The 18,207-nt window shown below is 64.4% G+C and carries 16 protein-coding genes; 9 read left to right on the top strand and 7 right to left on the bottom strand.

Annotation, left to right across the window (positions count from 1 at the left end; translation table 11 throughout):
• Genes ccoG through ccoN form a run of 5 tightly spaced genes read right to left on the bottom strand, consistent with a single transcriptional unit; the run spans nucleotide 1 to nucleotide 5,011 of the window.
• Nucleotides 1-1,464 (bottom strand): cytochrome c oxidase accessory protein CcoG, encoded by a 1,464-nt coding sequence (gene ccoG, locus WFP39_RS00225; RefSeq protein ID WP_336917077.1) that lies wholly within the window; start codon nucleotides 1,462-1,464, stop codon nucleotides 1-3.
• On the bottom strand, nucleotides 1,451-2,410 hold the full coding sequence (gene ccoP, locus WFP39_RS00220; RefSeq protein WP_336917075.1) for a cytochrome-c oxidase, cbb3-type subunit III: 960 nt from the start codon (nucleotides 2,408-2,410) through the stop codon (nucleotides 1,451-1,453). The genes ccoG and ccoP overlap by 14 nt, the downstream gene beginning before the upstream one ends.
• Nucleotides 2,400-2,573 carry a cbb3-type cytochrome c oxidase subunit 3 gene (locus WFP39_RS00215; protein WP_336917073.1) on the bottom strand — a complete coding sequence of 58 codons (174 nt, stop codon included), beginning with the start codon at nucleotides 2,571-2,573 and terminating at the stop codon, nucleotides 2,400-2,402. Before WFP39_RS00215 ends, ccoP begins: the two co-directional genes overlap by 11 nt.
• Complete coding sequence (gene ccoO / locus WFP39_RS00210) at nucleotides 2,570-3,334, bottom strand: cytochrome-c oxidase, cbb3-type subunit II (protein ID WP_336917071.1); 765 nt, start codon at nucleotides 3,332-3,334, stop codon at nucleotides 2,570-2,572. Before ccoO ends, WFP39_RS00215 begins: the two co-directional genes overlap by 4 nt.
• A 12-nt stretch (nucleotides 3,335-3,346) precedes the next feature.
• Complete coding sequence (gene ccoN, locus WFP39_RS00205; RefSeq protein ID WP_336917069.1) at nucleotides 3,347-5,011, bottom strand: cytochrome-c oxidase, cbb3-type subunit I; 1,665 nt, start codon at nucleotides 5,009-5,011, stop codon at nucleotides 3,347-3,349.
• 213 nt (nucleotides 5,012-5,224) lie between these two features.
• On the opposite strand from ccoN, the gene WFP39_RS00200 reads away from it, so the two are divergent.
• The gene (locus WFP39_RS00200; protein WP_336917067.1) at nucleotides 5,225-5,902 is read left to right on the top strand and encodes an OmpW/AlkL family protein; all 678 of its coding nucleotides are present in this window, start codon (nucleotides 5,225-5,227) and stop codon (nucleotides 5,900-5,902) included.
• Between the two features lie 63 nt (nucleotides 5,903-5,965).
• Here WFP39_RS00200 and WFP39_RS00195 read toward each other — a convergent pair whose 3' ends face one another.
• A complete protein-coding gene (locus tag WFP39_RS00195; protein ID WP_336917065.1) occupies nucleotides 5,966-6,664 on the bottom strand; it encodes a Crp/Fnr family transcriptional regulator in 699 nt (232 codons plus the stop codon).
• 159 nt (nucleotides 6,665-6,823) lie between these two features.
• Between WFP39_RS00195 and WFP39_RS00190 the strand changes: the two genes are divergently transcribed.
• The 8 genes from WFP39_RS00190 to gcvPB are packed head-to-tail and all read left to right on the top strand — an operon-like array spanning nucleotide 6,824 to nucleotide 16,869.
• Complete coding sequence (locus WFP39_RS00190) at nucleotides 6,824-7,834, top strand: ArsR/SmtB family transcription factor (protein ID WP_336917063.1); 1,011 nt, start codon at nucleotides 6,824-6,826, stop codon at nucleotides 7,832-7,834.
• Entirely contained in the window at nucleotides 7,827-8,756 is a 930-nt protein-coding gene (metF, locus tag WFP39_RS00185) for a methylenetetrahydrofolate reductase [NAD(P)H] (RefSeq protein ID WP_377923202.1), read from the top strand. Before WFP39_RS00190 ends, metF begins: the two co-directional genes overlap by 8 nt.
• On the top strand, nucleotides 8,753-9,799 hold the full coding sequence (locus tag WFP39_RS00180) for a homocysteine S-methyltransferase family protein (protein ID WP_336917061.1): 1,047 nt from the start codon (nucleotides 8,753-8,755) through the stop codon (nucleotides 9,797-9,799). The genes metF and WFP39_RS00180 overlap by 4 nt, the downstream gene beginning before the upstream one ends.
• A gap of 2 nt (nucleotides 9,800-9,801) precedes the next feature.
• Nucleotides 9,802-12,444, top strand: a complete 2,643-nt coding sequence (gene metH, locus WFP39_RS00175; protein ID WP_336917060.1) for a methionine synthase — start codon at nucleotides 9,802-9,804, stop codon at nucleotides 12,442-12,444.
• A gap of 14 nt (nucleotides 12,445-12,458) precedes the next feature.
• Entirely contained in the window at nucleotides 12,459-13,568 is a 1,110-nt protein-coding gene (gene gcvT, locus WFP39_RS00170; RefSeq protein WP_336917059.1) for a glycine cleavage system aminomethyltransferase GcvT, read from the top strand.
• A 1-nt stretch (nucleotide 13,569) separates the two neighbouring features.
• Nucleotides 13,570-13,944: a glycine cleavage system protein GcvH gene (gcvH, locus tag WFP39_RS00165; RefSeq protein WP_336917058.1), complete on the top strand. Its 375-nt coding sequence runs from the start codon at nucleotides 13,570-13,572 to the stop codon at nucleotides 13,942-13,944.
• 4 nt (nucleotides 13,945-13,948) lie between these two features.
• Nucleotides 13,949-15,310 carry an aminomethyl-transferring glycine dehydrogenase subunit GcvPA gene (gene gcvPA / locus WFP39_RS00160; protein WP_336917057.1) on the top strand — a complete coding sequence of 454 codons (1,362 nt, stop codon included), beginning with the start codon at nucleotides 13,949-13,951 and terminating at the stop codon, nucleotides 15,308-15,310.
• Nucleotides 15,307-16,869 (top strand): aminomethyl-transferring glycine dehydrogenase subunit GcvPB, encoded by a 1,563-nt coding sequence (gene gcvPB / locus WFP39_RS00155; protein ID WP_336917056.1) that lies wholly within the window; start codon nucleotides 15,307-15,309, stop codon nucleotides 16,867-16,869. Before gcvPA ends, gcvPB begins: the two co-directional genes overlap by 4 nt.
• 16 nt (nucleotides 16,870-16,885) lie before the next feature.
• Here the strand turns inward: gcvPB and WFP39_RS00150 are convergent, their stop codons facing one another.
• Entirely contained in the window at nucleotides 16,886-17,986 is a 1,101-nt protein-coding gene (locus tag WFP39_RS00150; RefSeq protein ID WP_336917055.1) for a DUF2332 domain-containing protein, read from the bottom strand.
• Between the last annotated feature and the right edge of the window lie 221 nt (nucleotides 17,987-18,207).

The raw sequence follows: 18,207 nt of genomic DNA, 5'->3' as shown, positions 1-18,207 counted from the left end.
TCATTCTCCTGCTGATCCGACAGGCGATTCAAAGCGTGTCTCGGCGGTGTCCGTCTCGCCCTGTTCGTCCAGCGCTACGAGGCGGAAAGCAAAATCCTGCGACGCGGTGCCTTGCGGAGAGACGACATAGAAGCGGACGCTCTCGGTCGCGTCAGCAGGCACGGTGAAGCGCAGGGTGCGCGCGGCGCGTTCGGCGGGCATGGTGTCGGTCCACATCCGGCCGCCTTCCAGCCCCTGCAAAGAGACTTCCATTGCGCGCGGGCGGTTTTCCATATTGCGCAGCTTTACAGTGAAATTGTTGCGCACGCTGCCATCGCGCATCACGGTGAAGGCCGGGTTCCGATCAGGTGCGGCGGAGATATCGGTATGGCTGCGCGTGCCGAGCAGGAACAACAGCCCGGCCCCGATACTGCCCCAAATGAGGAAATAGGCGATCGTGCGCGGACGCGCCAGATTGCGCCAGGGTGACCGCACCGGTGCGCCGGCGGCTTCGGCCTTGGCATCCTCCAGCGTGATGTAATCGATCAGCCCGCGCGGACGGCCCACATCCCTCATCACCCGGTCGCAGGCATCGATGCACAATCCGCAGGTGATGCAGGAAATATCCGGCCCCTTGCGGATGTCCCAGCCGGTTGGGCACACCGCATGGCACATGTTGCAATCGACGCAGTCGCCAAAGGCGCCGGGGTTCTTTTCTGCCTTCTTCACGCTGCCGCGCGGTTCGCCGCGCCAGTCCTTGTAGGTGACCATCAGCGAATGTTCGTCCATCAGCGCGCTCTGGATGCGCGGCCAGGGGCACATGTAGATGCACACCTGTTCGCGCATGAAGCCGCCCAAGATGAAGGTCGTCAGGGTCAGCACGGCGACGGTGATATAGGCGACAGGCGCGGCCTCACCCGCCCAGAAATCGCGCACCAGCGTGGGCGCGTCGGCAAAATACATGATCCACGCGCCGCCGGTCCAGAAGGCGATGGCGAGGTAGATCGTCCATTTCGACAGGCGCCGCACAACCTTGCCCCAGGTCCACGGCGCGGCGTCGAGCCGCATCCGGGCGTTGCGATCCCCGTCGAAGAAGCGGTCAACATGCTGGAACAGGTCGGTCCACACCGTTTGCGGGCAGGCATAGCCGCACCACGCCCGGCCCACCGCGCTGGTCACCAGGAACAGGCCAATGCCCGCCATGATGAGGAGCCCTGCCACGAAATAGAATTCGTGCGGCCAGATCTCGATGTCGAACATGTAGAAGCGGCGGTTGGCGACATCGATCAGCACCGCCTGATCGGGTGCATAAGGCCCCCGGTCCCAGCGCAGCCACGGCGTGCCGTAATAGATCGCCAGCGTCACCGCCATGATCAGCCATTTGAAGCGGCGGAAAGGGCCGTCGATCCGCTTGGGATGAACGGCCCGCCGCGCTTCGTAATCGCCGAGCGGGCTGTGGTGGATGAGGGGGTTATTCTGCGCCATCGCCTGCGGCCAAGGGTGTTGCGCCGGCATCGGCAACAACAGGCTCCACAAAATCCTCGCCCCCGCCCAGCGAATGGACATAGGCGGCGAGCATCCGGATGGTTGCCGGGTCAAGCCGGTCGCCCCAGCTTGGCATCACGCCGTGGCGCGGGGCAAAGATCTGCTGGCGGATCGCCTCACGGCTGCTGCCATAGAGCCAAACGGCATCGTTCAGGCTGGGCGTGCCAAATTGCCGCAGGCCGCCGCCATCCGCGCCATGACACACCGCGCAATTGTTGGCGTAAATCTCCGCCCCTGCGGCATTGGTTTTGGCCCGGCCTGTCAGCGACAGGACATGATCGGTGACCTGCGAAATCTGCGCGCTGTCCAGAATCCCCGTCTGCCCGAAAGCGGGCATCAGGCTGGTGCGCGTGGCCGGGTCGCCCGGATGGCGGATGCCGTGCAGCAGCGTGGTTTCGATCGCGGGCATGTCGCCGCCCCACAGCCATTCGTCATCAGTCAGGTTGGGGAAGCCTTCAAATCCCGCTGCATTCGCGCCGTGGCACTGCACACAGTGCACCCGAAACGCCGCCGCGCCGCCCGCCACCGCCTGCATCATCAGCTCGCTGTTCTGCGGCAATTGTTCGATCGGCGTTGCCGCTATTGCTTCCATCAGCGGGGCGCGCCGCGCCTCCTCTGCTGCCAGTTCGTCAGCCAGCTGACCTCGGCTGCTCCATCCAAGCACGCCTTCGGTGCCTTTCTCGATCAGCGGCCAAGCCGGATAGGCGATGACATAGGCCAGCGACCAGAAGATGGTGAGGTAGAAAGTCCACAGCCACCAGCGCGGCAGCGGATTGTTCAGCTCCTCGATCCCGTCCCATTCATGGCCGACGGTTTCCACGCCGGTCGGCTCGTCGATGCGGCGGCCCGGATGAGGGGCGGCAGGTGCCTCGTGCTCATTTGCCATCGTTCTGGTCCTCGAAAATCATGTTGGCCGCGCGGTCATTGTGGTGCTTTGCGCCGGGCCGGAAAGGCCACAGGGCAAAGGCGATCCACATCAGCATCATCGCCAGCAGGCCCCAGCTGTCCGCCATGTGGCGCAGGAAGTCGTAGGTAGAATGCCAACTCATCGTCCGCGCTCCCCGGCCAGCACTTCCTGCGCCGCGGCCGCGTTCACATCGACCATCGTGCCCAGCACCTGAAGATAGGCGACCAGCGCATCCATCTCGGTCACTTCGTCGGGATTGCCGTCAAAATCGCGCGCCTGCGCGCCGGGATAGCGCTCTGCCAGATCGCCCGGCGCAACGTCCGGATCGGCCTGGCCCAGAATGTCCTGCCGCGCCTGTTCGATATCGGCATCGGTATAGGGCACACCCACCCGGCGCAGCGCCGCAAGGTGATCGCTGATATGCGCAAAGTCGAGCGGCTGGCTGGCGAGGAACCCGTATTGCGGCATAACGCTTTCGGGCACCACGCTTTGCGGATTGGTCAGGTGCTGGACATGCCAGGCATCCGAATATCGCCCACCGACGCGCGCCAAGTCGGGCCCGGTGCGCTTCGAGCCCCATTGGAACGGGTGGTCGTACATGCTTTCCGCCGCGAGGCTGTAATGGCCATAGCGTTCCACCTCGTCGCGGAAGGGGCGGATCATCTGGCTGTGGCAGGTATAGCACCCCTCGCGCACATAGATGTCGCGCCCGGCCTGCTCCAGCGGGGTGTAGGGGCGCATCCCTTCCACCGGCTCGATCGTGTTGTCGATCCAGAACAGCGGAGCAATTTCCACGATCCCGCCGATCGCCACCGTTACCAGCGCCACCGCGCCCAGCAGGGTGACATTGCGTTCCAGCTTCTTGTGGCCGGAAAGCGCCTCTTTGTGTGTTACGTCAGTCATTGATCGTCCCCCTTACTCGGCCGGTTGCGCAATGGGCGCACGCGGCAGCGGGCGGTCGGTTTCGGGATTGTAGCGGGCGGTTTCCAGCGGCGCTTCGTCGCGCTGCTTGCCGGCGATGGTCATCCAGATATTGTAGACCATGATGACCGCGCCCGCGATGTAGAGCAGGCCGCCAAAGGCACGCGCCACATACATCGGCCACATGGCGCTGACCGTTTCGGCAAAGCTGTTTACCAGGTAGCCATCGGCACCGTATTCGCGCCACATATAGCCCTGCATCATGCCGGCCACCCACATGCTGGCGGCGTAGAAAACGATGCCCAGCGTCGCGAGCCAGAAGTGCCAGTTGACCATGCGCAGCGAATAGAGCCGCTGACGGCCCCACAGGCGCGGCGCGAGGAAATACATGGCGGCAAAGGTGATCATGCCGTTCCAGCCCAGCGCACCCGAATGCACGTGGCCAATCGTCCAGTCGGTGTAATGCGACATCGAATTGACTGCCTTGATGGATAGCAGCGGGCCTTCGAACGTGCTCATGCCGTAGAAGGCCAGCGCCCACACCATCATCCGGATGATCGGATCGGTGCGGATCTTGTCCCACGCGCCGTTCAGCGTCAGCAGGCCGTTGATCATGCCGCCCCAGCTTGGCATCCACAGCATGATCGAGAACACCATGCCCAGCGTCTGCGCCCAGTCGGGCAGCGCCGTGTAATGCAGATGGTGCGGGCCCGCCCAGATATAGAGGAAGATCAGCGACCAGAAGTGGATGATCGACAGGCGATAGCTGAAGATCGGCCGTTCCGCCTGCTTGGGAACGAAGTAATACATCATCGCCAGGAAGCCAGCAGTCAGGAAGAAACCCACCGCGTTGTGGCCATACCACCACTGCACCAGCGCGCCCTGCACCCCGGCGAACAGCGGATAGGAACGGCTGCCCAGCAGATGCACCGGCATATCCAGATTGTTGACGATGTGCAGCATCGCCACCGTCAGGATGAAAGCGAGGTAGAACCAGTTCGCCACATAGATATGCGGCTCGCGGCGCTTGATGATCGTGCCGACGAACACGATCAGATAGGCAACCCACACGGCGGTCAGCCACCAGTCGACATACCATTCCGGCTCGGCATATTCCTTCGACTGGGTAACGCCCAGCAGATAGCCGGTGGCCGCCAGCACGATGAACAGCTGGTATCCCCAGAACACGAACCGGGCGAGACCGGGAAAGGCGAGCCGCGCGCGGCAGGTGCGCTGCACCACATAGAAGCTCGTGCAGATCAGCGCATTGCCGCCAAAGGCAAAGATCACTGCGCTGGTGTGCAGCGGGCGCACCCGGCCAAAGTTCAGGTACGGCTCCAGATTGAGCGCGGGGAATGCCAGTTGCAGCGCGATGAACAGCCCGGCGGCAAAGCCCGCAATGCCCCAGAACAGCGTGGCGATGACACCCCAGCGGATGGGACCATCGTCATACGCTCCCTCGTCATACGGGGCACGCAGCCAGGTGCCGGCGGCGTCCACCTTCGTTTTTGCCAGCGTCCACCACAGCGCGATACCCACTGCGATTGCGACGATGGACATATGAATACCAAAGGCCGCATCGCGCGAAAGCGCGGCCGCCATGATCGCCAGAACCAGCAGCGCAAACCACATGCCGGCGCGAGTCGTCAGAGTTTCCATTGACCATTTCCCCTTCGAATGGTCGGCCAATGGACGTTTGCGTCTGGGCGGACATTGACTGGCATCAAATCGCTGATTTCACGGATGTGATGCGTTCATGGCCGGATTTGCGTTCAATCAATGTTCGGTGGCGCAGGCGGGTTCATGGGGCGCCATGCCGCGCAGAAGTCTGGCTGCAAGGGGCAGCCGCCGCCGGCATGACGGAGAAGAACAATGCGCCATATCTCGCGCACTATCATCGCACCCGCACTGGCCCTGGCGTGCGGCCTTGGCACCTCCCCCGCCATGGCTCAGGATGCGGGCGACATTCAGGTCAAGGTGCTGGCCACCGCCGTGCTGCCCGATGGCAAGATCACCGATGCGCCGCTGCTGGGGCCGCTTCCTGCCACCACGCAAACTGCTGCCAACGACAATGTCGTGCCGACGGTGGCGATCGAATATTTCTTCTCGCCCAATATCTCGCTGGAAACGATCTGCTGCGTGACTCAGCACGATGTGGACGTGGTGGCAGGCCCACTGACGGGCGCCGAAGCTGTGTCGAACGCGCGGGTCATCCCCGCTACCTTCACGCTGAAATACCACCTCAATCCCGGCGGCGTCTCGCCCTATGTCGGCGCAGGCCCGACCTATTTCATCTGGATCAAGGACGAACCGGGCGCGCAGACTATTCCGCTGGGTGTGACGCGCCAGTCGCTCAGCAACGAACTGGGACTCGCGTTGCAGGCCGGTCTGGACGTGCCGGTGGGTGAGAACCTGCTCGTCAGCCTCGATGCCAAGCGTTACTTTGTGGACACCACAGCACGCTGGTTTGCAGGCAATACCAAGGTGATCGAGACCGAACACAAGCTCGATCCGTGGGTGCTGAGCGCAGGCGTCGGCTTCCGCTTCTGATCGGCTGATCCCGGCAATTACAGGGGCGGGTCGGCCTGGGCTGGCCCGCCCTTTTTGCGGCAATCAGCCCGCCATTGCCTCCAACGCGCCGCGATCGAGAATGCGAACCGAGCGGCGCGTGGGCAGGTCGAGCACGCCGTCACGCTTCAACCGTGTCATCTGGCGGCTGACCGTCTCGATGGTGACGCCCAGGATATCGCCAATCTGCTGGCGCGAAAACGGCAATTCGAACTCATCCAGCGGACCGTGATGCGGCGTGGTGCAGGTGCTATCGACAAGGCGCGCCGACATATCGAGGAGGAAGGTGGCGACCTTCTCCTCCGCACTCTTGCGCGCCAGCAGCAGCATCCAGCTGCGCGTGCGATCGAGTTCGGTCAGCGTGCGCTCCAGCAATTTGTGCTCCAGCGCGGGATGCTCCGCGGCAAAGCGGTCAAAATCGCTGCGTGCGAAAATGCACACGCGCGCATCGGTCAGCGCGGTAACCGAATGGTTCGCCCTTGCGCCAAAGGGGCGGCCGATGAAATCGGACGGATAGACCACGCCCACGATCTGTTCGCGCCCGTCCTCGGTCGAGTTGGTGAGCTTGAGCATCCCATCGATCACGTTTGCGACCAGAAGAGAATCATCCCCCTCCCAGATCAGCGGATCGCCTGCGGCCAGAACTTTACGGCGGCCAATGGTGTTAAGCAGTTGGACTTCTTCGTCATCAAGAGCCGAACAAATGGCACGATTGCGCACAAGGCAGGTGTCACAGGATCCCATGCTGTATTGCTTACCATGCGCGCCGAATTGCCGCAATCCGCGCAATTCTGCGGTTTTGGGGCGATGCACCTGCCGCAGGCACGGCCTCCGGGGGATATCTCCGGAAGGATCACGATTTGACATTGCGGATATAATGATATCCTTATATGTGCTCAAGTCATGGAAACCGAAACACTTTTCCGCGCACTTGCCGACCCGACCCGCCTTCGCATCATGCGGCTTCTCGCCCATCTCGATCTGGCGGTGGGCGAACTGGCCCAGGTGCTTGGGCAAAGCCAGCCGCGCGTTTCGCGCCATATCGCCATTCTGTGCGCCAGCGGCCTTGCGGAAAGGCGGCGCGAAGGAAGCTGGATCTTCCTGCGCCATGCCGTTTCATCCAATTCTCCGCTCGGCACCCACGCCGCGGTTGCGCGTTTGCTGGACGCGTGTGAGGCGCAGGATGCCGAATTTGCCGCCCGCTGCGCCGAAGACCGCCGCCACCTCGCCGCAATTCGCGCCGCGCGCGAGGAGCGCGCCGCGCAATATTTTGCGCGCCATGCCGGGGAATGGGATGCGATGCGCGCCATGCTGTGTCCGCCGGGCAAGGTGGAAAACGCCCTGAAGGCCGCGCTAGGAGCAGGAAGCCTTGGACACCTGCTCGATATCGGGACCGGCACGGGCCGCATTGCCGATCTGCTGGCGGATCAGGCCGACCATGTGGTGGGCTTTGACCGCAGCCCGGAAATGCTCGGCCTTGCCCGCGCGCGCCTGCAGGATCAGCCGGTCGAGCGATGGGAGCTGGTGCAGGGGGATTTCTCCTCGCTGCCCTTCCCTGCCGCCAGTTTCGACACCATCACGCTGCACCAGGTGCTGCATTACGCCGCCAATCCTGCGCTGCCGCTGGCAGAGGCGGGCCGCGTCTGCCGCCCCGGCGGGCGCATCGCCATAGTCGATCTTGCCGCGCACGAACGCGAGGAACTGCGCGAACGCCATGCGCATACGCGGCTGGGCTTTTCCGACGAACAGATGCTCGGCTGGCTCAGTGCCAGCGGCTTTGCCGCGCAGGCACCGCTTGTGCTCCCCGGCCGAGGGCTGACGACCAAAATCTGGATCGCCACCCGCCAGCCTGCCGCGACCGGCGCACAATCTGCCGAGGGTGCATCTGCCGGCGAGGAAGCTGCCCGTGATTAGTTTCGACCTCAACCGTTGCAGCGCGGGCCCTTCGTCGATCTATGCGCGCCCGTTGAGCGATATTGCGGTGTCGTTCGAATTCTTTCCGGCGCGCAACCCCAAGGCTGCAGCGGATCTGCAGACAACCGTTGCCCGCCTCGTGCCTGCCGGCCCGTCCTTCATGTCGGTGACTTATGGAGCGGGCGGCACCACGCGCGACTGTTCTCTCGCCACGGTGGAAGCGCTGCTGCGCGGTTTCTCCGTGCCGGTGGCGGCGCATCTGACCTGCGCGGGCGCCAGCCGTGCAGAGGTAGATGCGCAGGCGCGCCGGTTTTACGAAAGCGGTGTCCGGCACATCGTGGCGCTGCGCGGCGATGGTGCGGAACCCGGTGCGCCCTTCACGCCGCATCCCGACGGGTATCGCAACGCGGCGGAACTGGTGGCGGGGCTAACCCGCCTTGCTCCGTTTGAAATCTCGGTCGCCGCCTACCCCGAAGTGCATCCCGACGCGCTGAGCGCCGAGGCCGATCTCGACAATCTGAAGCGGAAACTGGATGCCGGGGCCACCCGCGCGCTGACGCAATTCTTCTTTACCGCCGATGCCTTTCTGCGGTTCCGCGACCGGGCGGCAGCGGCGGGCATCACCGCGCCGATCGTGCCGGGAATCTTGCCGGTCACCAACTTTGCGCAGACCTGCAAGTTCGCGCAGGCCTGCGGTGCCGAGGTGCCGGGCTGGATGGCAGAGCTGTTTGCCGGGCTCGACCAGATGCCCGAAACACGCCAGCTCGTCGCTGCTACGCTGGCGGCCGAGCTGTGCAGCCAGCTTTACGCCGGCGGCGTGCGCGAGTTTCATTTCTACACGCTCAACCGCGCGGACATGACCGCGGCGCTGTGCCATCTTCTGGGACGTCGGGCCGGACCCGTGCTGGAGCAGGCGTCGTGACCGCGCGCGAGGCTCTGCTGGCCGAAGCCGCGCGCCGCGTGCTGATCTTCGACGGCGCGTTCGGGACCGAAATTCAGGCGCAGCGTTTGCAGGCGGACGATTTTGCTGGCGATCTGGCGCTGGCGCAGGACCAGACGGGCAATAACGATATTCTCGCCCTTACCCGGCCCGATGTGATCGATGCCATTACCAGCGCCTATTTGGCCGCCGGATCGGATATCGTGTCCACCAACACCTTCTCCGCCAACCGCATCAGCCAGGCCGATTACGGAGCCGAAGGGCTGGTGCCGGATATCAACCTCGCCTCCGCGAAAATCGCGCGGGCCGCAGCAGACAGGTTCGCCGCCGCCGATGGCAGGCGCCGCTATGTCGCAGGCGCCATGGGGCCGACCAACAAGACGCTGTCGCTTTCCCCCCGCGTGGAAGACCCCGGCTACCGTGAGATAAGTTTCGACTATCTGGCAGAGGTTTACCGCGAACAAGCCGCAGCATTGGCGGAAGGCGGGGTGGATTTCATCCTCGTGGAAACCGTGTTCGACACGCTAAATGCCAAGGCGGCGATCTATGCCGTGCGGCAACTGGGACGCGAACTGGGCCGTGACATTCCGCTGATGCTCTCCATGACGCTGACCGATCTGTCGGGCCGCAATTTGTCAGGCCATACGGTAGAGGCGTTCTGGCACAGCGTGCGCCATGCACAGCCCCTAACCGTGGGCCTCAACTGCTCGTTTGGCGCGGAACAATTGCGCCCCCATGTGCAGCAATTGGCGCAGATTGCCGATTGCCTGCTGCTGGCTTACCCCAATGCGGGCCTGCCCAACGAACTGGGCCAATATGACGAAGCGCCCCATACGACCGCCGCGCATCTGCAAGGCTGGGCCAGCGCGGGAACGGTCAACATCGTGGGCGGATGCTGCGGATCGACCCCGGCTCACATTGCCGCAATGGCAAAGGCGGTAAGCGGCCTGCCTCCCCGCGCCCTGCCTGCGCCGGAACTCCTTACCGGCCTTGCGGGGCTGGAACCCTTGGTGCTGGCGGCCTGACCATGGCGAGCACTCCAGCTCTCGAACGGGAAGCGGCCTCTCCCGCCGCCAGCGCGCGCTTCATCAATGTGGGCGAACGCACCAATGTGACCGGCTCCGCCGCCTTCAAGAAGCTGATCCTAGCAGGCGATTACGCTGCCGCAATCGAAGTGGCACGCCAGCAGGTCGAAAACGGCGCGCAGATCATCGATGTGAACATGGATGAAGGCCTGCTCGACGCGGTGGAGGCGATGACGACCTTCCTGCGACTGATCGCGACCGAACCCGATATTGCGCGCGTGCCGGTGATGGTCGATTCCTCGCGCTGGGATGTGATCGAGGCAGGGTTGAAATGGGTATCGGGCAAGCCGGTGGCCAATTCGATCAGCCTGAAGGAGGGCGAAGCGCCCTTTCTGACGCAGGCGCGCACCTGCATGGATCTGGGTGCGGCGGTTGTCGTCATGGCGTTTGACGAGGCGGGACAGGCCGATACCCGCGCGCGCAAGGTGGAAATCTGCCAGCGGGCCTATGCCCTGCTCACCGGGATCGGCTTTCCGCCGCAGGACATCATCTTCGATCCCAATATCTTCGCCGTGGCGACGGGGATGGAGGAGCATGACCGCTATGCCCTCGATTTCATCGAGGCGGTGCGCGAAATCCGCGCGACCTGCCCGCATGTGCATTGTTCGGGCGGCCTGTCGAACCTGTCGTTCAGCTTTCGCGGCAACGAGACGGTGCGCCGCGCCATGCATTCGGTGTTCCTGTATCACGCGATCCCCGCCGGGCTCGACATGGCGATCGTGAATGCGGGGCAACTCGACATTTACGACCAGATCGACCCCGTGCTGCGCGATGCATGCGAGGATGTGATCCTGATGCGCCCGCCGCCTGCGGAAAGCGGTTTTGCCAGCGCGACCGAGCGGCTGATCCATCTGGCCGAAAGCTATCGCGGCAAGGATGCGGCAAAGGAAGCCGAGGCTGCCGAATGGCGCGGCTGGGATGTCCGGCGCCGCCTCGAATATGCGCTGGTGCGCGGGATCGACGCGCATGTGGTGGAGGATACCGAGGAGGCCCGAAAGGTAGCCGACCGTCCGATCGAAGTGATCGAAGGCCCGTTGATGGATGGGATGAACGTGGTTGGCGATCTGTTCGGATCGGGCCAGATGTTCCTGCCCCAAGTCGTTAAATCGGCGCGCGTCATGAAAAAGGCGGTCGCCCACCTGATCCCCTATATCGAGGCAGAAAAAGAAGCTGGCGCGAACGCCAAGGGTCGCATCGTCTTGGCCACGGTGAAGGGCGATGTGCACGACATCGGCAAGAACATCGTGGGCGTGGTCTTGCAGTGCAATGGCTACGAGGTGATCGATCTTGGCGTGATGGTGCCGTGGGCCACAATCCTCGACACCGCGCGAGCCGAAAATGCCGACATGATCGGCCTGTCAGGCCTTATCACCCCCTCGCTCGACGAAATGGTGACGGTGGCCGAGGAGATGCAGCGCGCCGGTTTCACCATTCCGCTGCTGATCGGCGGGGCGACCACCAGCAAGGTGCATACTGCGCTGCGCATTGATCCGGCCTATTCCGGGCCGGTGCTGCATGTGCTGGATGCCAGCCGCGCCGTGGGCGTTGCCTCGCGCCTGCTGTCGGATACGCAGCGTGACGCCATCGTGGCCGATACCAAGGGCGAGTATCAGGCGCTGCGCACTGCACGCGAAGGCAAGGGCAAGTCCGATCTGCTGCCGCTGGCCGATGCGCGCGCCAACGCGTTTGCCGCCGATCCTGCCTTGAAAGCGCCGCCACCTCGCCAGCCCGGCCGCCATGTGTTCCCGGCATGGGATCTGGCTGATCTGCGCGAATGTATCGACTGGACGCCGTTTTTCCGCGCGTGGGAACTCGCGGGCGTCTTCCCCGCTATACTTGATGACCCCGTGGTGGGGGAAAGCGCCCGCGCGCTGTTTGCCGATGCGCAGGCCATGCTGGAGCGGATCGTGGAGGAAAACTGGCTCGTGCCTCGCGGTGTGTGCGAGTTCTGGGCCTGCAGGCGCGAGGGCGATGACGTGCTGCTGGATAGTGGCAGGCGCCTGCCTTTCCTGCGCCAGCAGGTGGGCAAAAGCCGGGATCGCGCCAATTTCTGCCTTGCCGACTTCATCGCGCCCAATGACGACTGGATCGGCGGCTTTGCCGTGGGCATTCACGGGATCGAACCGCATCTGGAACGGTTCCGCGCCGCGCATGACGACTACAACGACATCCTGCTCAAAGCGCTCGCCGACCGCTTTGCCGAAGCCTTTGCCGAACGGCTGCACCAGCATGTGCGCACAACCCTGTGGGGCTATGCCCCCGATGAGGCGCTGACCAATGCCGAGCTGATTGCCGAAACCTATCAAGGCATCCGCCCGGCGCCCGGCTATCCCGCCTGCCCCGATCATACGCTGAAATCCACGCTGTTTTCGCTTCTCGATGCGCCCGCTACCGCCGGGATCACCTTGACCGAAAGCCTGGCCATGCTGCCCACATCGGCGGTGTCGGGGTTCTACTTCGCGCATCCCGACAGCCAGTATTTCGGCGTGGCGCGCATCGGGGAAGACCAGCTGGCCGATTACGCGCAACGCGCCGGAATGCCGCTGGACGAAGCGCGCCGCTGGCTGCGGCCCAATCTGGATTGAGAGGCGCGCATACCATGACCGATAACGAACTGCTCGCCCTCCCCCTCGATGCCTGGCACCGCGAAAAAGGCGCACGCATGGTGCCGTTTGCAGGCTTTGCCATGCCGCTGCAATTCGCCGGCATCCTGGCCGAACACGAATGGACGCGAACCAGCGCCAGCCTGTTCGATGTCAGCCATATGGGCCAGATCAGCGTATCGGGCGCTGGCGCGGATGCCCTGCTGGAAGCGCTGCTGCCTACCGCGATCAGTGCGCTGGCGCCGGGGCGTATCCGCTATTCGCTGCTGCTCAATGATGCGGGCGGGATCATCGACGACCTTATGCTTACCCGGCGGGATGAGGACTTCCTGCTGGTCGTGAACGGAGCCACCCGGCATTCCGATCTCGCCTATATTCAAGGCTTTGCCGCACCCGACACGGCAGTGAAGCTTGCAGAGGATCAGGCGCTGCTTGCCCTGCAGGGGCCGCTGGCGGCCGAAGTGCTGGATGTGCTGGTGCCGGGTGTTGGCGCACTTTCCTTCATGACCGCCGCCGCTTTTGCATGGGAAGGCGCGCGCCTGTGGATAAGCCGGTCAGGCTATTGCGGGGAGGACGGCTTTGAAATCAGCCTGCCGGCCGCCATGGCTCCTTCCTTTGCCGGTGCGCTGCTGGCGGATGAACGCTGCCGCCCCGCCGGGCTTGGCGCGCGCGATTCGCTGCGTCTGGAAGCGGGCCTGCCGCTGTATGGCCACGATCTGGACGAGAGCATTGATCCGATCAGCGCAGGGCTAGCCTTTGCCCTGTCGCCAAAACGCATGGCGGCGGGCGGTTTCCAAGGCCACGCGGCGTTGGCAAGTATTGGGGCAAACGAGCCGGCCAGCCTGCGCGTGGGCCTTGCCATCGAAGGCCGCCAGCCTGCGCGCGAAGGCGCCCCGGTGCTTCACAACGGCGCGCCGGTGGGCCGCGTAACCTCCGGCGGGTTTTCGCCCACGCTGGGCTACCCAATCGCACTCGCCTTCGTCCCGCCCGCACTGGCACAGGAGGGGACCTCGCTCGCCGTGCAGGTGCGCGGCAGGGATCTGCCTGCGCGCGTTACGCCCCTGCCGTTTGTCCCCCATCGCTATGTCCGCAAAGGAACCGCCTGACATGTCGCTGCTGTATACCAAGGATCACGAATGGATCGCCGTGAATGGCGAGGAAGCCACTGTGGGGATCACCCACTACGCCCAGTCGCAATTGGGCGATATCGTGTTCGTGGAACTGCCCGCGCCGGGCACTGTGCTTGCGAAAGGCGGCGATGCGGCGGTGGTGGAATCGGTCAAGGCCGCCTCCGATGTCTACACCCCCGTGAGCGGCACGGTGCTGGCGGGCAATGCCGCGCTGGAGGACGACCCCTCGCTTGCCAACACATCGCCCGAAGAGGATGGCTGGTTCTTCCGTATCACCCTGTCCGACCCGGCGGAATTGGAGGGCCTGATGGACGAGGACGCCTACCGCGCCTTTCTGGCGGAAAGGGGCTGATCCGATGCGCTACCTGCCGCTGACCGATGCAGACCGCAGCACAATGCTCGATGCGGTGGGCGCGCCGTCCATCGCCGCGCTGTTTGCCGATGTGCATCCCGATCACCTCCAATCCGGCCCCATTGCGGGCCTGCCGATGCACCAGGGCGAAATGCAGGTGGAACGCCACATGACGCGGCTGGCAGGGAAGAACCGTCCGGCTGGTGCGGGGCCGTTCTTTCTGGGTGCAGGCGCATACCGGCATCATATCCCGGCCAGTGTCGATCACCTGATCCAGCGCGGCGAATTCCTCACCTCCTACACGCCCTACCAGCCCGAAATCGCGCAGGGCACGCTGCAAATGCTGTTCGAGTTTCAGACGCAAGTGGCGCGTCTGTTCGGATGTGCGGTGGCGAATGCCTCGCTTTACGATGGCTCCACCGCGTGCTGGGAAGCGATCCAAATGGCGGGGCGGATTACGCGGCGAAAAAGCGCGATCCTGTCTTCGGGCCTGCACCCGCATTATGCGGCCCTCGTGCAGTCCATGGCGCGCTTTAGCGGCGATGCCATTACCTATCAGGCGCCGGTTCTGATGGCCGAAACCGATTACGCGGCGCTGGCGGCGCAGATGACGCCCGAAACATCCTGCGTGGTGGTGCAATATCCCGATATTCTGGGCCGCGTGGGCGACATGGCTGCGCTGGCTGATGCGGTGCATGCCGCAGGCGCGCTGCTGATCGCGGTGGTGACGGAGCCAGTGGCGCTGGGCGCGTTGACCAGCCCCGGCGAGATGGGCGCGGATATCGTGGTGGGCGAAGGGCAGGCGCTGGGCGTTGGCCTGCAATTTGGCGGGCCATATCTCGGCCTGTTCGCCGTGCGCGATGCGCGCCATGTGCGCCAGATGCCCGGCCGCCTGTGCGGCGAGACGGTGGATACCAAGGGCCGCCGGAGCTTCGTCCTGACGCTTTCGGCACGCGAACAGCATATCCGGCGCGAAAAGGCCACCAGCAATATCTGCACCAATTCGGGCCTGTGTGCGCTGGCCTTTTCCATCCACCTGACCTTGCTGGGCGAGAAAGGCCTGCGCGCGCTGGCGGCGGAGAACCACCGGCTGGCCTGCCTTGCCGCGGACAAGCTGGCGGCAATTTCCGGCGTGGAAGTGCTGAACACCGGCTTCTTCAACGAGTTCACCGTGCTTCTGCCCGGCGATGCGCGCGTGGCGGTGCGCACATTGGCGGATCGCGGCGTGCTGGCGGGCGTATCGCTGGGGCGGCTGTATCCCGATCAGCCGCAACTGGCCCACGCCCTGCTGGTGACAGTGACCGAAACCGCCAGCGAAGACGATATCGATGCTCTTGTCGCAGGCCTGAAGGAGCTTTGGCCATGAACCTCAATCCCGCCGGCTGGCGCCCCCGGTTTCCCGATGCCGATGCGGGGGATGAACCCGCCACCAGCACGGGCAATCGCGGGCTTCACCTGGAAGAAGCGCTGATTTTCGACATTGGCAGCGCCGAAACCTGCGGCGTCGATCTGCCCGAACCTGCCGCCGATGCGGTGCACCGGCTTGGCGGACTGGCCCGCGCCGCAGCAATCGGCCTGCCCGGCCTGTCCGAACCCGAAACGGTGCGCCATTACACCCGGCTCAGCCGCCAGAATTACGGCATTGACCTTGGCCTGTTTCCGTTGGGTTCGTGCACCATGAAGCACAATCCGCGCCTGAACGAGAAAATCGCCCGCCTGCCCGGCTTTGCCGATATTCACCCTCTGCAACCTGAAGGCACAGTGCAGGGCGCGCTGGCGGTGATGGAGGAGCTGGGCGACTGGCTGATTAAGCTGACCGGCATGCACGGCGTCGCGCTGTCCCCCAAGGCGGGCGCGCATGGTGAATTGTGCGGCGTGCTGTGCATCCGTGCCGCGCTGGAGGCGCGCGGCGATCCGCGCGAGGTGATGCTGGTGCCCGAAAGCGCGCATGGCACCAATCCCGCCACCGCTGCCTTTGCCGGATACCGCGTGGAATCGATCCCCGCCACGGCCGATGGCCGGATCGACATGGCAGCGCTGACCGCACGGCTTGGCCCCGATGTCGCCGGCGTGATGATTACCAATCCCAACACCTGCGGCCTGTATGAACGCGATCTGCGCGCCATTGCCGATGCGGTGCACGCGGCGGGCGGCTTCGTTTACTGCGACGGGGCCAATTTCAACGCCATCGTGGGCCGGGTGCGGCCCGGTGATCTGGGCATGGATGCCATGCACATCAATCTGCACAAGACCTTCTCCACCCCGCATGGCGGCGGCGGTCCGGGGTCGGGCCCGGTCGTGCTGTCCGAAGCGCTCGCCCCCTTTGCCCCGCTGCCCTGCGTCACCCGCCGTGCCGACGGTTCGCTGATGCTGGTGGAGGAAGAAAACGCCGCCGATCATCTGCCCGAAACGCTGGGCCGGATGAGCGCTTTTCACGGGCAGATGGGTATGTTCACCCGCGCGCTAACCTATATTCTCAGCCACGGGGCCGACGGGCTGTTTGCGGCATCGGGCGATGCCGTTCTCAATGCCAATTATGTCCTGCGAAGTCTGGAGGACGTGCTCGATGCGCCCTTTGCCGCCAGCGGCCCCTGCATGCACGAGGCGCTGTTCAGCGATGCGGGTCTGGCGCCGGGGGTCTCGACGCTCGACATTGCCAAGGCGCTGATCGACGAAGGCTTCCACCCGATGACGGTCTATTTCCCGCTGGTGGTGCACGGCGCGATGCTGGTGGAGCCGACCGAGACCGAAAGCAAGGCCGCCCTAGACCAATTCATCGCCGCGCTGCGATCGGTCGCCTTGCGCGCCAAGGCAGGCGACCCGTCACTTTCCAGCGCCCCGCATTTTGCGCCGCGCACCCGGCTCGACGAAACGCAGGCCGCACGAAAGCCGGTGCTGGTGCATCGGGTCGCCGAGGCCTCCTGACCGGCACTGCTGGCGATCAGACGAGTCCCACCCAGTCGAACCATTCGCCATAAGGGTGGCACCGTGCGACAACCCGGTCTTCGGGATCGCCCCCGCTCCACTGCGTCACATGGAGTTCGACTTGCGAACGATCTGCCGTCCATTCGAGGCCGACCCGCACCAGCGGCTGATCGGGCGTGGCGCGCTGGCCCGCATCGCACAGCGCCGCATCGACCTTCTGCCGCTCCTGCGCGGACATGTACTGTACGACCATCGAATGGAACACGACGCGGCGTGTCTGCGGTGGCTGCACACGCGCAAGCTGCCGAGGCAGCCATTCGCTTGCCGTTCCCCGATCGACGCGCGGCGGCAGGCGGCGCGCCAGTTCCAGCGCTGCCGCCAGCCGTGCGCTGCGTTCCCGCTCTCCCGGCCAGATATAGGCGTGCAGCCGCTCGCAATCCTGCGCATTGCCGATGTCGAGGGGATTGGGATCGACCCCGATTGACCGCGCGATGGCGAAAGGCACTTGTGGAACCGCACGCCCAATCCAGCGCGGGGCAATCTGAACAGGGCTGCCATCCGGACCGCACCGCGCTGCGCCGATATGGCAGCGATAATGGGGAAGGTTCAGGTTGAGCCCGGCGCTCGCTCCCAGTTCCAGCAGTTCCACCGGCAAGGCCAAGCGGGCATTGAGTTCCATCAGGACGCCCGCAAGGCCTGCCACGCGGGCGACCTCGTTGGTCTGTGTCGGCCGGGCCATCCATTCCAGCAGATCCTGCGCCCGGTGGTTCAACGCATCGCGCAGCGCCAGGTCAATCACATGGGGTGCTGGCATATCGCCCTTTGCCGCCGCGCCGTAAATCCGCTGCAAGGCGGGATCGCGGCCAGATCGGGCCAGAGCATGCAGCCCTGCATTGAGCCGGAAGATGACCCCGGCACCCGCCATGTCGTCCGGCCATTGATCCATCTGGTCACGCATGACCGGCGTATCGGGCAGAACGCGGGCAACGCTTTCGAACACGGATGCCACCATGAGCTTGCCGAAGGAACGCGCCTTTTCCGCCTCGACCAGCAATTGCTGCTCGGCCCGTCCCGGCTTGGCGACGTGGTCCGCGAAGGGCGCGGCAAGCGAGGACATGAACATGGGCGCGGGCGCTTCTTCTGCCAGATGATCGATAGGTCACAGCCCGTATTGGGCCGCCATTCACCCAGCGTTAGCCGCGCAAGGTCAACGCAACGCTGCCTCGGCCTAGGGGTAATCCCGGAAGGGTTGGTTAATGGAAACACCTTGGTTTCTGTGTCTCCGCATTTCTACGGAAGACGACCAAAGGGGCTGATTCAAGGCCCACGATTTAGAGC

This window comes from Alteraurantiacibacter lauratis (assembly GCF_037154155.1).
Taxonomy (GTDB): domain Bacteria; phylum Pseudomonadota; class Alphaproteobacteria; order Sphingomonadales; family Sphingomonadaceae; genus Alteraurantiacibacter; species Alteraurantiacibacter lauratis.
Note: the sequence above shows the minus strand (reverse complement) of the source record. Positions and strands in the feature narration are given on the sequence as shown.

Bases quoted from the DNA above. Each gene is read 5' to 3' on its own strand.
- gcvPB (WP_336917056.1), top strand. From the start codon at position 15,307: ATGAACCTCAATCCCGCCGGCTGGCGCCCCCGGTTTCCCGATGCCGAT.
- metH (WP_336917060.1), top strand. From the start codon at position 9,802: ATGGCGAGCACTCCAGCTCTCGAACGGGAAGCGGCCTCTCCCGCCGCC.
- WFP39_RS00150 (WP_336917055.1), bottom strand. From the start codon at position 17,986: ATGTCCTCGCTTGCCGCGCCCTTCGCGGACCACGTCGCCAAGCCGGGA.
- gcvH (WP_336917058.1), top strand. From the start codon at position 13,570: ATGTCGCTGCTGTATACCAAGGATCACGAATGGATCGCCGTGAATGGC.
- ccoG (WP_336917077.1), bottom strand. From the start codon at position 1,464: ATGGCGCAGAATAACCCCCTCATCCACCACAGCCCGCTCGGCGATTAC.
- WFP39_RS00195 (WP_336917065.1), bottom strand. From the start codon at position 6,664: ATGGGATCCTGTGACACCTGCCTTGTGCGCAATCGTGCCATTTGTTCG.
- gcvT (WP_336917059.1), top strand. From the start codon at position 12,459: ATGACCGATAACGAACTGCTCGCCCTCCCCCTCGATGCCTGGCACCGC.
- ccoO (WP_336917071.1), bottom strand. From the start codon at position 3,334: ATGACTGACGTAACACACAAAGAGGCGCTTTCCGGCCACAAGAAGCTG.
- ccoN (WP_336917069.1), bottom strand. From the start codon at position 5,011: ATGGAAACTCTGACGACTCGCGCCGGCATGTGGTTTGCGCTGCTGGTT.
- WFP39_RS00215 (WP_336917073.1), bottom strand. From the start codon at position 2,573: ATGAGTTGGCATTCTACCTACGACTTCCTGCGCCACATGGCGGACAGC.
- WFP39_RS00200 (WP_336917067.1), top strand. From the start codon at position 5,225: ATGCGCCATATCTCGCGCACTATCATCGCACCCGCACTGGCCCTGGCG.
- ccoP (WP_336917075.1), bottom strand. From the start codon at position 2,410: ATGGCAAATGAGCACGAGGCACCTGCCGCCCCTCATCCGGGCCGCCGC.
- gcvPA (WP_336917057.1), top strand. From the start codon at position 13,949: ATGCGCTACCTGCCGCTGACCGATGCAGACCGCAGCACAATGCTCGAT.
- WFP39_RS00190 (WP_336917063.1), top strand. From the start codon at position 6,824: ATGGAAACCGAAACACTTTTCCGCGCACTTGCCGACCCGACCCGCCTT.